General features: G+C 43.3%; 15 protein-coding genes and 2 tRNA genes. 7 read left to right on the forward strand and 10 right to left on the reverse strand.

All coding sequences use genetic code 11. The features are described 5' to 3' along the window. Window positions 1-5: 5 nt before the first annotated feature. Window positions 6-503: a KH domain-containing protein gene (locus tag PAP_RS08935; protein ID WP_048165678.1), complete on the reverse strand. Its 498-nt coding sequence runs from the start codon at window positions 501-503 to the stop codon at window positions 6-8. A 158-nt stretch (window positions 504-661) separates the two neighbouring features. Between PAP_RS08935 and PAP_RS08940 the strand changes: the two genes are divergently transcribed. Together PAP_RS08940 and PAP_RS08945 are read left to right on the forward strand one after the other, a co-directional pair. Then, window positions 662-739: transfer RNA gene (locus tag PAP_RS08940), tRNA-Ala, on the forward strand. Between the two features lie 10 nt (window positions 740-749). Continuing rightward, window positions 750-827, forward strand: a tRNA-Val gene (locus PAP_RS08945). 312 nt (window positions 828-1139) lie between these two features. Here PAP_RS08945 and PAP_RS08950 read toward each other — a convergent pair. Continuing rightward, window positions 1140-3125, reverse strand: coding sequence for a DUF460 domain-containing protein (locus tag PAP_RS08950; RefSeq protein WP_048165679.1), 1986 nt, complete (start codon window positions 3123-3125; stop codon window positions 1140-1142). A 178-nt stretch (window positions 3126-3303) separates the two neighbouring features. Here PAP_RS08950 and PAP_RS08955 point away from each other — a divergent pair, with 178 nt between their 5' ends. Together PAP_RS08955 and PAP_RS08960 are read left to right on the forward strand one after the other, a co-directional pair. Further along, on the forward strand, window positions 3304-4782 hold the full coding sequence (locus tag PAP_RS08955; RefSeq protein WP_236626988.1) for an NAD(P)/FAD-dependent oxidoreductase: 1479 nt from the start codon (window positions 3304-3306) through the stop codon (window positions 4780-4782). A gap of 43 nt (window positions 4783-4825) precedes the next feature. Next, complete coding sequence (locus tag PAP_RS08960) at window positions 4826-6169, forward strand: hypothetical protein (protein WP_048165680.1); 1344 nt, start codon at window positions 4826-4828, stop codon at window positions 6167-6169. On the opposite strand, the gene PAP_RS08965 is transcribed toward PAP_RS08960, so the two are convergent. The 3 genes from PAP_RS08965 to PAP_RS08975 form a co-directional block, all read right to left on the reverse strand. Next, entirely contained in the window at window positions 6166-6894 is a 729-nt protein-coding gene (locus PAP_RS08965) for a DUF2110 family protein (protein WP_048165681.1), read from the reverse strand. The genes PAP_RS08960 and PAP_RS08965 overlap by 4 nt on opposite strands. Before the next feature lie 74 nt (window positions 6895-6968). Next, complete coding sequence (gene tfe / locus PAP_RS08970) at window positions 6969-7484, reverse strand: transcription factor E (RefSeq protein ID WP_048165682.1); 516 nt, start codon at window positions 7482-7484, stop codon at window positions 6969-6971. A gap of 163 nt (window positions 7485-7647) precedes the next feature. Further along, a complete protein-coding gene (locus PAP_RS08975) occupies window positions 7648-7932 on the reverse strand; it encodes a hypothetical protein (RefSeq protein ID WP_048165683.1) in 285 nt (94 codons plus the stop codon). Between the two features lie 143 nt (window positions 7933-8075). On the opposite strand from PAP_RS08975, the gene PAP_RS08980 reads away from it, so the two are divergent. Further along, window positions 8076-8624, forward strand: coding sequence for a DUF531 domain-containing protein (locus PAP_RS08980; RefSeq protein WP_048165684.1), 549 nt, complete (start codon window positions 8076-8078; stop codon window positions 8622-8624). Beyond that, window positions 8606-9070 (forward strand): signal peptidase I, encoded by a 465-nt coding sequence (locus PAP_RS08985; protein WP_048165685.1) that lies wholly within the window; start codon window positions 8606-8608, stop codon window positions 9068-9070. Before PAP_RS08980 ends, PAP_RS08985 begins: the two co-directional genes overlap by 19 nt. Before the next feature lie 63 nt (window positions 9071-9133). Here the strand turns inward: PAP_RS08985 and PAP_RS08990 are convergent, their stop codons facing one another. The 3 genes from PAP_RS08990 to PAP_RS09000 form a co-directional block, all read right to left on the reverse strand. Further along, complete coding sequence (locus PAP_RS08990; protein ID WP_048165686.1) at window positions 9134-9961, reverse strand: radical SAM protein; 828 nt, start codon at window positions 9959-9961, stop codon at window positions 9134-9136. 88 nt (window positions 9962-10049) lie between these two features. Further along, complete coding sequence (locus tag PAP_RS08995; protein WP_048166019.1) at window positions 10050-10799, reverse strand: lipoate--protein ligase family protein; 750 nt, start codon at window positions 10797-10799, stop codon at window positions 10050-10052. Window positions 10800-10804: 5 nt separating this feature from the next. After that, a complete protein-coding gene (locus PAP_RS09000; protein WP_048165687.1) occupies window positions 10805-11158 on the reverse strand; it encodes a hypothetical protein in 354 nt (117 codons plus the stop codon). Window positions 11159-11301: 143 nt separating this feature from the next. Here PAP_RS09000 and PAP_RS09005 point away from each other — a divergent pair, with 143 nt between their 5' ends. Next, window positions 11302-12162 carry a cation diffusion facilitator family transporter gene (locus tag PAP_RS09005; RefSeq protein WP_048165688.1) on the forward strand — a complete coding sequence of 287 codons (861 nt, stop codon included), beginning with the start codon at window positions 11302-11304 and terminating at the stop codon, window positions 12160-12162. Here PAP_RS09005 and mfnA read toward each other — a convergent pair. Both mfnA and PAP_RS09015 read right to left on the reverse strand, forming a co-directional pair. Continuing rightward, a complete protein-coding gene (mfnA, locus tag PAP_RS09010) occupies window positions 12152-13306 on the reverse strand; it encodes a tyrosine decarboxylase MfnA (protein ID WP_048165689.1) in 1155 nt (384 codons plus the stop codon). The genes PAP_RS09005 and mfnA overlap by 11 nt on opposite strands. Before the next feature lie 47 nt (window positions 13307-13353). After that, entirely contained in the window at window positions 13354-14541 is a 1188-nt protein-coding gene (locus tag PAP_RS09015) for a cation:proton antiporter (RefSeq protein WP_048165690.1), read from the reverse strand.

Raw genomic sequence — 14541 nt, forward strand, 5'->3', positions numbered from 1 at the left:
AGGCATCACGCAAGCGCAATTTTAGCCTCTTTCCCAATGATTTGAGAGATTATTTTTTCTAACACCTCGGGGGATGCGGGTAGTCTCTGCTTATCAGTCCTTGGGACGAGTATCTTATAGTATTGCCCTCCATCGGGCTTGTAGACGATGTTAACTCCAAAGAGTCTTGCGGGAATCAGGAGGTCTGTTGCTAACTTTTTAACGTCCTTTGTATCTTCAATTATCCTTACCCTCTTCCCGAGCTCTCTCATCAAGAGCTTAACATTCTTACCGCCTTTACCAATAACGAGGGCTACTTGACCCTCACCAACAATGATAACAATTAAATCTCCCGCTTCTACAGCTTTCTTAAACTCCACATCCGCGTCCCCAAGGAGTTTATATAAGAACCTTGCTACCTTAACATCCAACTCAGAAATAACACCATCTTGAAGTTTTTTCTCATCTCCAGGGCATAAAATGTCGTCGGTCTTAAGACAAACCTCACAGATTGGCGCTTTCACTTTGCTCACCTCCCATTTTTGCACAAGAATAACCGTGAGTCTAAAAGCTAACTTTTTTTGGCAGGGCTTATTTAAAAACCTTATCCCTTTTCATGCTCAACCCAAAACCGCAAAGTTTATAAAGCTACGTTGGGGATAGGCTTATGGCGATTGGGTGTGGGCCGGTAGCTCAGCCTGGGATGAGCGCCGCCTTGGCAAGGCGGAGGCCCCGGGTTCAAATCCCGGCCGGTCCACCACAATTTGGGCGGGCCCGTGGTCTAGACTGGTTATGACGTCGCCTTGACACGGCGGAGGTCCGGGGTTCGAATCCCCGCGGGCCCACCAACCAAACTTTTCTGGTGAAAAGTTTGATCAAAACTGTTTAGCTATTGTAGAAATGCTAGTTTTGATGTTGACATTCTTGATTAAGTTTTCTGGTTTACTTTGGGATTCTCCTCAAATTGGCACTTGAAATGGTTCTCTCAAACCTGACGCTCTCCGAGCGTCTAAAACAAAAGCGAACTCACATTAAATGAATGATTTTAGTTTTGAATCCCCTACGTGACTACCGGGTTAATGAGTGAATGCCCTTCTAAAACTGACCCATTTTATATTCAGGGAATTTTGGTCAACTTTGCAGAGCAAATTTGCATGGAGCTACTCTTTTTCCGCCTTTCCCCTGAGTTCCTTCAAGCGCTCTATCTTGTACTCCTCAACAATCTGCAGAAACTCCTTAACCTTGCGCTCCTTCTCTTCCTCCTCCCACTCATGAAGGCGCTTTTCAATGGCTTTCTCGAGCTCCTCCCTATCAACTATTGCAAACTCGTCAACGCGCTTAACTTCAACGTCATCCTCATACAAGACAGGGATTTTCTCCTCTTTTAGAGCATCATAAACCAGATTTGGCAGCTCTCTCGCACTTACAACTGCCCTTATGTTCTTTTTAATCAGATATTCCGCTATACTCCTCCCTGCACCCGCAGGATTTAAAATATAAATCACATCATCTTTCTTGAGTGGGGTGCTCCTCTCCAAGCGCTTAAGCTCATCCCACGTTAAGCTGTCCAGGACCTTCAAAGGTATAGCACTTCCTCTAAGCTCCAAAAGATGCATCCTTTTTGTCAAAACTAAGTCTCTGCTCAGTTTTTCAATTATTCCTTTCGCTTCTCTGAGCTCTTTTTCAAGGTATGCTATTCTTTTATCTCTGTTCTCAATCTCCTTGCTCCGCAATATGCGCTCCCTGACTTTATCATCATACTCCCCAATCTTCCGTTCTAAGCGCTCTATAATACTTCTCTGCTCGTGTATCAATGCTCTGAGCTCTTGATTTTCTTTTTCAAGCATTTCAATTGTCTTTTCAAGCTCTTTAATTTTCTCTACATAAGGTGTAAAATCAACGCTCTCACTAACTTCGGGCTTAGGCTCTTCTTTGGGCCTCTCCTTCACGGTGACCTTCGTTATAGCCTCACCGAGATTGTAGCCTTGAATTACCAGTGCCTTTATCTCGTTCCTCTGTCTGCTGAGCCCCAATGCTCTCAGCTTGGCATCTATATGCTCCAACTTAGGCTTTAGCCTTAAATAAGCTTTGTAAGCCGCAGCCAGAGCATCCCTCTGGTGGTCATCCTCCACTTCAATTCCCAAATTCCTCAGAAGTTCGTTTTTTTCCTCAACGCGCAGGTCTTCCCGGGGGGTAAAGAGGCTGGCTTTAAACGAACGTGCTATTTTCTCCACCAAACCCGGTGCAGGTGTTACATCGGTGGCGATGATTATAGGGTGGCCCACATCACTTATGAACCTAAAAATATCGCTGACTGCCATATTCCTCTCGCTGTAAACCGCAACCACTCTACCATCTAGATCAACCACTCCAATACCAACGGTTATCCCGGGGTCAACGCCAACAATAACATTCTTTCTTTTCCTTATGGCTCTCTCTCCCTTTAAAGGAACGAATTCAATGTTCTTCCTCTCTACAGGTTCTACTCTGACTTCAACATCTCCTCCACGCATGGGCTTAATTAGGCCTGCAAGCTCTTCACGAGAAGCATACACCCTAAACTCCCCTCTAGAAATGCCGTAATCCCTCTCCTCTACCTCCAAATCAAATGGAATATTTGCTCTCCTCAAGCTCTCCTCTATCTCTCTCACCTTATTTTGAAGGAGGTTGTGAACCCTCCTTCTATACCTATCTTGGCTCCATCCACCTTTTCCTTGGCTTCTCCCTCTAACCACTTTTACAATGACTTCATCCTCAAAAGCTACTATCTCTTGCCCAACACCCTTAGAAGCTAAGAGAGCACAGACTTTAGCTTCTTCATATGGGTCGAACTTATCTCCAATTCTAATTCCATTCTCCCTAGCCAAATTCCAAAGAGAGCGCTGCTCTCCCGGCCGTCCAGTTACCTGAACAAGCTTAGTTCCCCGTGATAGAGCTTTTATAAACCTCATAACGTCCCTATCACTCCCAAGCTCATAGATGTTATCCATTGCAACAATATGGGGCCTCTTTGCTCTGACAAAGCGGATTAGCCTGTAGTAGGTAAATTCCCCTTTTTTCTCGAGTTTTCCATTGAACCAGCTAACTACTGCAAAGCGCTTTGGATTTTGACTGATTACATCCACTCCAAGTATAAGAATAGGCATCACCTTCTAACCCTAGACACTCAATAATCCCTATGGGAGAGAATTTAAAAAGTTGTCTCTTCCGGAATTTTTTACATATAAATGTCTAAAGTTTTACAATGTTTTGGATATTATAAACATAAAGATGTTTAAAATTTTCACAAAATCCGCAAGATTTATAAGGGGGTTTCAGCTAATTTTGGTAAGGGAAATAGTGAACGCATTCTACAACGAGAAGGAATTTGATGTCGTTATTATCGGAGCAGGACCGGCAGGGCTCTTTGCTGCTTATGAGCTCGCCGAAAAAAGCGATTTTAAGGTTTTAGTTATTGACGAAGGTGGAGATATAGAGCAGAGAATGTGCCCAATGGATGAGCTTGGCTACTGTGTTGGCTGCAAGCCTTGCCATATCATGAGCGGAGTTGGCGGGGCTGGCGGTTTAAGCGACGGCACAGTAAATCTAAGACCAGACATTGGTGGAGATTTAACGGAGCTGACGCACGATGAAAACTATTCTTGGCAGCTGATATGGGAAGTCGATCAAATCTTGCTGAAGCACGGAGCTCCACAGAGAATATTCAAAGGAAACGAAGATCAAATTAAGGAATGGGAGAAGAGAGCTGCCCAGGCAGGGGTTAAATTCATCCCAATAATCCAGAGGCACATAGGCTCCGACCACACAAAAGACGTCATAAAGAGCATAAAGGACTACCTCGCAGAAAAAGGCGTTAAGTTCATGCTCTGGACGCGCGTTGAGGAATTCTCAAAGGGAGAAGTAGTGGCAAAGAGGGGAGATTCAACATTCAAGATAAAAGCAAAATACATAATAGTCGCTCCTGGAAGAGGAGGCGCAGGATGGTTCCACGATGTTGCACAAAAAATAGGCTTAAAATCCCGTCATGGACCAATTGACGTTGGTGTTAGGGTAGAAGTGCCTGCGATAGTTATGGAAGAGATAACCAGCATCAACCACGATCCAAAGTTCCACATATACACCGACACCTACGATGACTTTGTTAGGACGTTTTGTACAAATCCAAACGGCTTTGTAGTTGAGGAAAAGTACAACAGTTATATAGGCGTCAACGGTCACTCAATGCGTGATAAGAAGAGCAATAACACTAACTTTGCTTTCTTGACTAGAATCGAGCTTACTGAACCAGTAGAGGACACAACCGCCTATGGAAAGAGCATAGCCCAATTAGCGACCACAATAGGTGGAGGAAAGCCCATAATCCAAAGACTCGGAGACTTGAGAAGGGGAAGGAGAAGCACTTGGTCAAGGATAAGAAAAAGCGATGTTGAGCCTACGCTTAGGCACGTCACCCCAGGAGACGTTGCAATGGCGCTCCCTCACAGGGTTGTCACAAACATCATAGAGGGGCTTGAGAAGCTCGATAAAGTGATACCTGGTGTTGCAAGCGACCACACGCTCCTGTATGCCCCAGAGATAAAATATTATGCAATGAGAGCGGAAGTTAACATGGACTTGGAGACGAGTATTGAAAACATCTTCGCAGCGGGAGATGGAGCTGGCCTCTCAAGGGACATAACAAACGCTGCTGCCACGGGACTCTTAGCGGCGAGAGGAATTTTAAAGAAAGAAGGAGTCTATACAGACAAAGACTTCAAAAAACATGGAAACTGGAAGAAATTGATTGAAGATCTTGAAGCATAGAAAGAGTTTTATTTTCTTTCCCACAACTAATTTAGGTGGAGGTATGAAGAGGCTCGTTTCATTATTTTTACTTTTATTAGTTCTGCCTGCTCTAATGGCTAATTTTGTTAGTGCTGACTCCCACTTTGAGACATTTTTGAAAGATGGCTCTTCTTATACAATCGTAGCTGGAAACTCCTCCTCATCCAAGCTTTGGGCATTCTACATCGACGAGGAGCTCAAAGAGTTAAAAAGCCACGGGAAAGGAAAAATAATCCTAGTGGGCACGGTCTACGACAACGATGAGCTAAAGAAGGTTTGGAGGCAAACAGGCCTTCCTCCAGAGAAATCAAAAGAATTCAATGTGCTCTTTGTGGGGAACTACATTTTGATAACAGGAGATGCAGAGAGCCTCCCCAATGTGGAAGAGCTCTTTGTGGGTAATTATTATCTGAAAAGCGCGGAATTTTCGATGTTTTTAATACTAGCTGTGTTCACGTTCCTGCTCTTTTTCTATGCTATGAGAAAAACGCCTTATGCCCGCTCCCTCTACTTCCTCTCATCGCTAATACTGCTCCTCTGGGTATTGAACGGCTATCGGGAGTTCAGTTTTAGTGAGGGATTCTTCAAAAGGTACTTTTTTGAGGCATTAAAGCTCAATTTTGGATACATATCTAAAGAACCTCTAAGCTATCCTCTCTTTCTTTGGGGAAACGTATTCGGATTCACTAGATTTTCAGCTTTCCTCCTCCATACATATCTAATCCTCCTCATAATCTCCTTCACATTCTATTTAGTCCCAAAGCCCTCAAGAGAGCTTGGTTTTTTAATTTTTGGATTGATGTTTGTCATACCCCTTTTTAGAGCAGAGATAAAAGCATTTGGACCGGAAATATTTGCCCTCTTGCTGTTTGAGGTTATTCTCGCAGTAGGAACCAACTTTTATTTTGTTCCAAACAAGGGGATTGCGATGTTGGAGGTCGCAATATTCAGCACGCTAACATCATTATCGGCTATTTTAACACCAACATCTCTTGTAGTGCCCATTTCATTTGTAACGGTCTATCCTAAGAGATATAAGAGAAACTACCTTTATATTGCTTCTACCCTAGTGCTCTATTTAGTCTTACTCAAATTCTTTGGAGTCCGCATGATGGATTACTTCCTCAAAAGAGAAAGCTGGAATGCTCTAGCCACGTTTGCAAAAGAGAGCATTGTACAGTTTGTTGTTTTAGGATACGCATGCATTGAACTTAAAAATAAGAGAAGAGTTGTAGGGCAAACTTGGTTCGTTGGAATGGCAGCCTTCTTATACCTGCTGATATTTATTGCCTTTGATGTAAGCCCTCTCCCGCTTGTACTGCTCTTATCAACTTTTGTAGTTAGACTCACTCAAAGACTCCCTTAATCAAACTTAATCGCTCCTATCTGAGCTGGCTTTATGTGAGGGCCGATAGCCTTAATTATGCCCGGAGCTTGGGTGTCTTTCTTCAAGACGAGCATCGTCTCCATTAGTCCAAGCTCTTCTATCCTTCTCACATCCCTCGAATGTCCCGTGGCAATTAGTGCTTCTTCAATGCGCTCGCTAGTTGTCCCCGCAATAAAGAGCTTGTCAAATCCGTCACTGAACCAGGTTTTAAACCTCTTAAGCTGCTTGTCAGAGAAGTGAACCTCTATCTCTCTCGCGCCGAATTCAACCCTCTTTACTTCAACTTCGACTGGCAGGTTATCCACCCAGCCAAAGTCCCTTATCATCTTCCTAACTGCCTTATCTCCAAAGGTATCTTTTAGGTAGTAGAGAGGAATTAGCGCATCCTTTGGCCTCGGAGTAAAAACTCCAATATCAACATAAACACCGTATCCAACTTTTCCCAAGTCCGTAAACCTTCCCCGATAAATTTCGCCCTCTTTAACACTACTGAGCTTGTAAGGAGCTTCTCCAAACTCTTCTCTGATCAGATTTGCAGAGATTTCCTCATCCTCCCCCTCAAGGGTAACCTTAACCCACTGCTTTTGGGTGACTGCAAGCTTCCACTCAACTTCCAAATCTCCGATGAGAGAATTTAATTTCTTGTGGAGCTTCTTAAAACCGCTCCTATCTCCATAAACTTTTTCGAGAATAACAATTTCCATGGCCGCACACCTCTTCCATTCGATAAGCTAACTAGAACATGCTCTTTATAAATGTTTGCAATAGAAGAAGAGGATCAAGCCAAGCCGAGTTCTTTTTCAAGTTCCTGAATCCTTTTTTGAAGATCTTTAACAATGGCAGAATTATCGTACTCTTGGAGCATTGCACCGCAGATTGGGCATTGGAATTCATACTCCAAAGCTTCATCAAAAGTGAGCTTTGGATGTCCTATAGTCCCACAGTGGTAATAAACCTCTTGAGTCTCCTCTTCAAGCATTTTTTTGAGCTGTCTCAGCTCCTCCATCTTTCTAGCCCTGAGAATTTCAGGTAAGCGCTTAGTTTCTAAACGCCAGTAATAATAGTACCATCCCGTTTCTTTGTCCCTAATCCGCTTGAAGTCTGCCAATTTAGTGTCATAGAGCATATAAAGTATTTTACGAACAGTATTCACTCTAATCTCCGTAGCTTCAGCTAACTCTTCATCAGTAGCTTCACCCTTTTTTTCAAGGGCTTTTATGACTGCTACCGCTTCTTCGCCACCCATATCCATTGCAAGCTCAAGCAATTCCTTTCTGCCTTTTCTTCTTGCCATAATGTGACCTCCACGAAGTTTATTTTATCAAAGACCATTTAAAAGGCATTTACTGCGCAATTTGTGCATTGTATCATGCCGCCTATTTATATACTATGAACAAACAGCTATATATAGGTTTTTGTAGGTAAAAGGGGCCTAATGAACAAAAATAGACAAAGAGTTAATCGGTAAAATATTCATCTACAAGCTCTTTAGCAGAAGGTTTGTAAAGCTCGAGGACTTCTAAATCCTCTATAACATTCCCTTCTCTAACCTTAAGCTTAACCTTTCCACCATAAACCTGCAAGTCTAATAGGCCGTAGATGGCATCCTCAGCTTCCAGAGGAGTCTTGAACTTCATTATGAACTCTCCCTCTTTTTCATCGATGAGCTTAACCCAGTACTCATTCTTCCTCTTGAAGGGACGGGTTACCTTTGGTTTAAACTTGTCAATGATAATCTCCAATGGATTCACCTCCACCTATTGCCAAATGTTATAGGCAACACACTTAAAAAGTTTAGCTCGTCTAAATTTTTTAGCTTAAAAGCTTTTAAGTCTTTTTCTTAAAAATTAGTAAAGAAATCTAAAAGCTAAGGAAGGAGTTAAAAATGATTACTCTAGGACTTTACAACTCATATGACCCAAATAGAATTCACGAAGCACACCTGAGAGCAATAGCTAGAGCTGCACCTATATGCTATGCCTTTGAGTTCCACCTAGCACTGATTGGCTTCCCCTTTGAGGAGAAGAAAGCCATAGACCTAGCTGAAAAAATAGCTCAAAACACCACAATTGGAGAAGGGGGTAAGTACTTAATAGAGCTGGCAAAGAGGAATAAGCTTCACCTCTTAGACTTCCCAAAAAAGGGATTTCCTCCTCAATTCGGACACATAGTTGCGACTACAAGAAAGCCCAATGAGAAGAAAGCTATTAAGTCCTTAGAAATTGCAGAAAGAGCTTTAAGGGGAGAGAGCTTTTTCTTAATAGTGGGCCTTGGAAGGCACGGCCTACCAAAGGAGATATTTAAGCTCAGCGAGTATCACCTAGATATAACCGATGGAAAGAGAGTGAGCTTTGAAACCTGCACTGCTATCGGCTCGATTCCTACCAAAATTAGAACTTTAATGGAGGCGTTAAAATGGATGAAAAAATGGTGAGAGAGATTAAAGAGACAATAATCTTTCTTGTAGTTTCCGTAATAGTCGTTTTTGTAGTCCACAGCGGTTTAAAAATAGCCTTGCATACTGATTCTCCTCTCGTTATAGTGGTAAGCGGCTCAATGGAGCCCGTTTTTTATAGGGGAGATGTTGTACTGCTCGAAGGTGTGAGCCCTGAAGACATTAAAATAGGCGACGTTGTCGTTTACAAGAGACCCTTCACAAAGTATCCAATAATACACCGCGTTAGAGGAATAGAGGAGTACAATGGAGAAAGGTGCTTCGTTATTCAAGGAGATAACAACTTTATCCACGACTTTTACCCAACGTCCGAGGGCGAGATAGACTGCGTGCCCGGTAGTGCAATAGAGGCCAAGGCTTTGGTAGTCTTCCCAAAGATAGGATACATCCCCATGGTAATAAAGGAAAGGCTGGGATTAGCTTAGCGGTCAGGGGCCGATTAGCTCATCACCACTCAGCAACCTACCTTCACATCATCCCTACCATTTTCACATGACACAGCACTCATAAATTATCTCCACATCTCTAATGCTTTTTGCCCATTCAATAACTTTTCTGGGTGGGTTTGTAAGCCTATCCACACCTGCCAAAATCGCTCCCTTATCAAATTCCAAGCGCCATTTTCCGAGAGGCCGCATACACCCTATGCTCAGCTCACCATCAAATTTCTCCCGAGCGTATTCCACAACTTTTAAGCTCTCTTCAACGCTTGGCCGCTCTACACTTTCCATCTCCGTGCCCTTTGTAGGAATCAAAACGTCTAAAACGAGCACATCTATAGGATAGTCCAAAAGCATGTCAATAGCTTTATACTCCCACCAAACCCTTCCAAAGTCGAGGCCTATGGTTATGTGAGGCGCTACCTTAACGCCTGCCTTAGTGAGAACGTCTAAAATCCTAAGGTAGTCCTTAACGCTCTTATCTATCCTATAAACACGCTTTATTACTTCATCATTGGCTACAAAATCGAGAGAAACAGCATCAACATATCTAACCCATTCCAAATCACTCTCGTCTATAAAACCAACGTGAGCGTTTAGCTTGAGCTTTGTCTCAGCTTTTATGCGCTTTATTTCCTGAGCATACTTATCGAGGGGCACCTTTAGACGGGAGTCCAGACCTCCGCTGAGCAAACAGCCGGCATAACCTTCTTCCTCCAAGGTCTTGCAGTAGTCAACGAGGTTTAAGCGATTAACTTTGCGCATCCCCTCAAGGTAGTGCTTTCCACAGTGGGCACAGTTGAGAGAGCAGTAATCCCCTGTGAGCGAGATTGAAGGGAAACTGATGCCTGGAATGTAGATTTTAAGCTTTTTCATAAGTTAACCCCCAGTGTCTCGAGCTTGTTCATGTGAATCTTTCACTTTACTGAACTTTTCTCAAAGGCTTTCAATAAAGTGAAAAAAGCTATCTCGAAAAGTTCCATTCATCCTTTCCATAGCGCTCTTCAATTATTTTTTCGACTAATTCGAGCTCATAATCTGTCAGCTCACCTTCTTCAAGTGGGAACTCCTCAAAGAACTTCTGCTTTAGGAGCTCATACACTTCCATCATTGCCATCTCCACGCCTTCACGCTCGAGCGTCGTTACGCGTTCCCAAATGCTGCTCACACCTTTATCGGCAAGCTTCTTTTTCGAGACCTTGAGGACGGAAGCTAGAATGTCCACCCTGGTTGCATACATAAAGGTGCCGTGCTGGAGTATAACACCTTTTCTCCTGGTTTGGGCAGAACCGCTTATCTTCTTGCCGTTTGCTATAATGTCGTTCAACCCAGCAAAATCCGCGTTTAGGCCAAGCTCTCTCAACGCAGCCACTAATGGAGAGGCCAAAAAGCGATAGCTCGCATTGATGTCCTTTAAGTCTGGGTGAGCGTTTTCGCCAATAATCACTCCATAGGTTATCTCACCATATTCGTCATGAAAGACGCTCCCACCACCCGTAATTCTCCTCACAACTGGGATGTTAAGTTCACGGCACTTGTCCATGTCAACATCGTGCTCAACACTCTGAAACCGCCCTATTGTTATAGAACTCGGCTTAAAGATGTACAGCCTAACAGTATCCTCAACTCTACCCTCTATCCTAGCCCTCATTATAGCCTCATCTATCGCCATTTGAATCTCTGGACGCGCTGCTATAATCGGTATAAATCGCATATTCATTACCTCTCAACGCTTGCTTCTATCTCCTCCACTTCATCCATAATCTCTTCCTCTTCTTCCTCCAAGAGGAACTGCTCCTCAAGCTTCTCTTCCATGGCAAATTTCTTTCTCTCCTTCATTGTAAGCTTTTCAGCCTCAGCAACCATGTTTAAGAGAACAGCAGCCAATCTAGCAGCAGTTTCAGTTCTAAGTGAAGCTTTAGCCTCAACGTCTTCGTTGTGTATTACCATGCTAACGTTTGCAGGCCTAAAGTTGCCGTAGTTATCAATATGCGCTTCCCAAAGGCTTAGAGCAATGTACTTATCCTTTGAGCCCATATAAATCCTAATAGTGTATCTCGGTCTGTTCGTCATAATACCACCTACCTAAATTAGGGCATCCAAAATAAAAGGCTTTTGAAAAGATTTAAAAGTTCCTCCTCAAACTTTCTAACACCCAATGAAGAGTTCAGCCTTACCTGAGTTGTGATGAGGGAGTGACGGACTGAGGGTCAAAAATGGACAATGTATACAAGCCCATGGTCGTTAGCATTGTGGGGAACATTATTCTGGCAGTCCTAAAGGTTACTGTGGGTGTTATATACTCCAGCTTAGCATTAATCTCCGATGGAATCCACTCACTATCTGACATCATAACAAGCATAATAGGGAGCTTGGGTATAAAGATCTCTTCAAAGCCTCCAGATGAGAGTCATCCATTTGGACACTCGCGTTTTGAGGCCCTCTTTGCATTTTTCATTGGTATGGCACTGTTTCTAGTGGCGTATGAAATAGGGAGAGACTCTATAAGTCGGGTGCTCTCGGGATACTCACTAGAAGTAAACGCCATAATGTTAGGCGTCACCGTGATTTCAATCATCTCAAAGGAAGCAATGACTCAATATTCCCTTAGAGTAGGAAGAAAGCTCAACAACCAGATACTCATAGCTGATGCTTACCACCATAGGAGTGATGCTTTGAGCAGTGTAGCTGTTCTAATAGGACTTTTGCTCCAAAAGTTTGGCTTTATCTATGGAGATGCTTTAGCCGGCCTTATAGTGGCTGTTTTAATAGGAAAGGTTGCAGTTGAAGTTGTGCTTAAAAATGTGAGCTATTTGACGGGCACTTCCCCTCCTTTTGAGCTCTGCGAGAAAATAAAGAAAACAGCACTTAGCGTAAAAGGCGTTGAAGGAGTGCACGACCTTAGGGCACACTATGTGGGGCCAAAGCTCCACGTTGAGCTCCACATAGAAGTTCCAATGACTCTAACGCTGAAAGAAGCACACGACATAAGTGAAGAGGTTAGGGAAAGAATTGAACGCCTTGAAGAAGTGGAGAGGGCCTTTGTGCATGTCGATATAAAAGGGGTTACAAAGTAGCCAAAATTTCCCTTAAATCTTCCAAAAAGGCCTCCAAATGCTCCCTTCTAACGTGGGGCATCATCACTATTCTTATGTAGCCTCTGTGAGCGCTTATCCCCCATCCCCTATCTTTGAGGGCCCGCTCGATTGTTTTGAGGTTCTTTGCCCCAAATGAGACTATGTTAAGCATTGGCTCCCTTATGAGATAAATGCCTTTCAAAGCCCTGATCTGTTCAGCAAACCAAAGAGCGTTTTCCATAGCTTCCCTCACAACTTCTTTATAACCATTGAAACCCAAATGCTTTAAAAGAGCCCAAACTGCTATAGCACTAGCACCAGGCCTCGTTCCCGTAATCATCGGGTGGGAAACTTTGCCCCCTGCTAAATAAGGTGCGGGAATACTTATTGAATCCACAAATTTCTTTTTCCTAAATAGTATCCCTCCCGCTGGGATTGGAGCCATACCCATCTTGTGCGGGTCAATTGTAATGCTTTGCACGCCTTTGAGCTTGAAGTCAAAGTCGGGCAGCTCATAACCCAAGACCTTTGCAAAGGGAATAACAAAGCCACCAAAAGCAGCATCGACGTGGAGGGGGATTCCATAGTCAAGAGCTAGGTCTGAGAGAGAAGGAATATCATCAACCACACCTAAACCCGTTGTTCCAGCTATTCCAACGATACCTATCGTGTTGTCGCTGATTTTACTCTCCACATCGTTCACATTTACAGAGTAGTCCTTATTGAGCTTAGCCCAAACGAGCTTGACTTTTAACAAGTCGCTCGCCTTGAGGAAGGAAAAGTGAGCACTCTTAGGAAGAATGAGCTCGGGCTCTTCAACATCGCTGACATTCCTAAATGCTCTCACCGCTAGGATATTTGCCTCTGTTCCACCGCTAACTATGTTTCCGTGAGCCTTTTTAAGGTGCAGAAGTTCACCAAGCATTTGAATAGCTTCCCGCTCAATTTTTTGACTTCCAACGTGGAGTCCTGGATCTCCAAGGTTTCTATCCATGTACTTGCGAACTATCTTCTGAGCAAGCGGATGAGGATATGTGCACATTGAACCCAAGATTTTGCCCGAATCAAACGTCAAATCCAAGCTTAGGCGCTTTTCAAGCTCCCCCATAACTTCTTCCTCGCTTAGGCCATCCTCTGGAATCATTCTCCCACCTTGCATAGGGTTGTTCATTGGACGTTTAAACTTTGTGCTTAACTTATTTTCTCTTTAGTTTTCTTTAGGTAAGCCTTAAAGAATTGAGGCGTAGTTAGTGCTGTGAGCATCGAAACCGCCACTATGGCAGCAAAAATTGTTTGATCTATTAACTTGCTCTCGAGCCCAAACTTCAAAATAGCAAGCTCCAAGCTTCCCCTACCTCCCATTCCAATACCCACCAAGAGGGACTTCCCCCAATCAAAGCCAAAAACTCTCATTCCAAATCCACAGCCTATGAGCTTGCCAAAAACTGCCGCCAAGTACAAGAGTACAATCAGCGCTAGGTTTACGTCGCTGATTTTTGGATTAAATATTAAGCCAACGTAAATGAAAAACAGTGGGATGAAGAACTCAGTTAGAACCACCTGCAGCTCGCCTATGAGCTCATTGAGCTTAATGCGGCTTATAATGAGGGGGTCTTTTCTTTCTCTAAGGCGGCTTATAGTGAGACCTGCCAAATACGCCCCAATTATACGATTCAGCCCAACTTCTTCTGCCAGCAGAGCTAAAAAGAACGTTAGTATTAATGTAAATGTAAAGAAGGTGTTTACATCCCTGATTATGTTGTTAATCCACTTGGAACGCTTGAAGATTAACTCAGACGCTATCAAAACTGTGACAATGAATGTGACAATTTTAATCGTCAAGATCACTAGAGAAGAGGGAGTAAACTCTCCCCTAGCTAAAGCAGTGATCACACCAATCAAATAAACCGCTATGATATCATCGGTGAATGCAGCCCCCATTAAAATTGATGAAACGTCTCTATCTGGCCTTTCACGCATTATAACCCCACTAGTAACCTCTATTGCCGTATTGCCTAAAACAGCGCCTGCAAAAATTGCCGCCGCGAGGCCATAGCCTCCAAAGTAGTAAACAGTCAAAAAGCCGAAGAGGAAGGAAAAAGCCACTCCAAAAGAAGCCACAACAACTGCTTTTACTTTATTGATGGCTATTGTGGCAAAATTGCTCGTCAATCCGGTGTAGAGCATCATCATGATTAAACCAAACTCCGAGAGAACCTTGAGTTCATTGCTTGGTGTAATGATGTTGAGTACAAAGGGACCCAAGATAATGCCCGTTAAAACGTGAGCAATGATTGGGTGTATCTCTTTCTTTTCAAATAGCCACTCAATGCTTTTTGCAAAAACTAGGAGAATCGATAGGTCTAAGATGTAGTTCAA

This window comes from Palaeococcus pacificus DY20341, assembly GCF_000725425.1.
Taxonomy (GTDB): Archaea; Methanobacteriota_B; Thermococci; order Thermococcales; family Thermococcaceae; genus Palaeococcus; species Palaeococcus pacificus.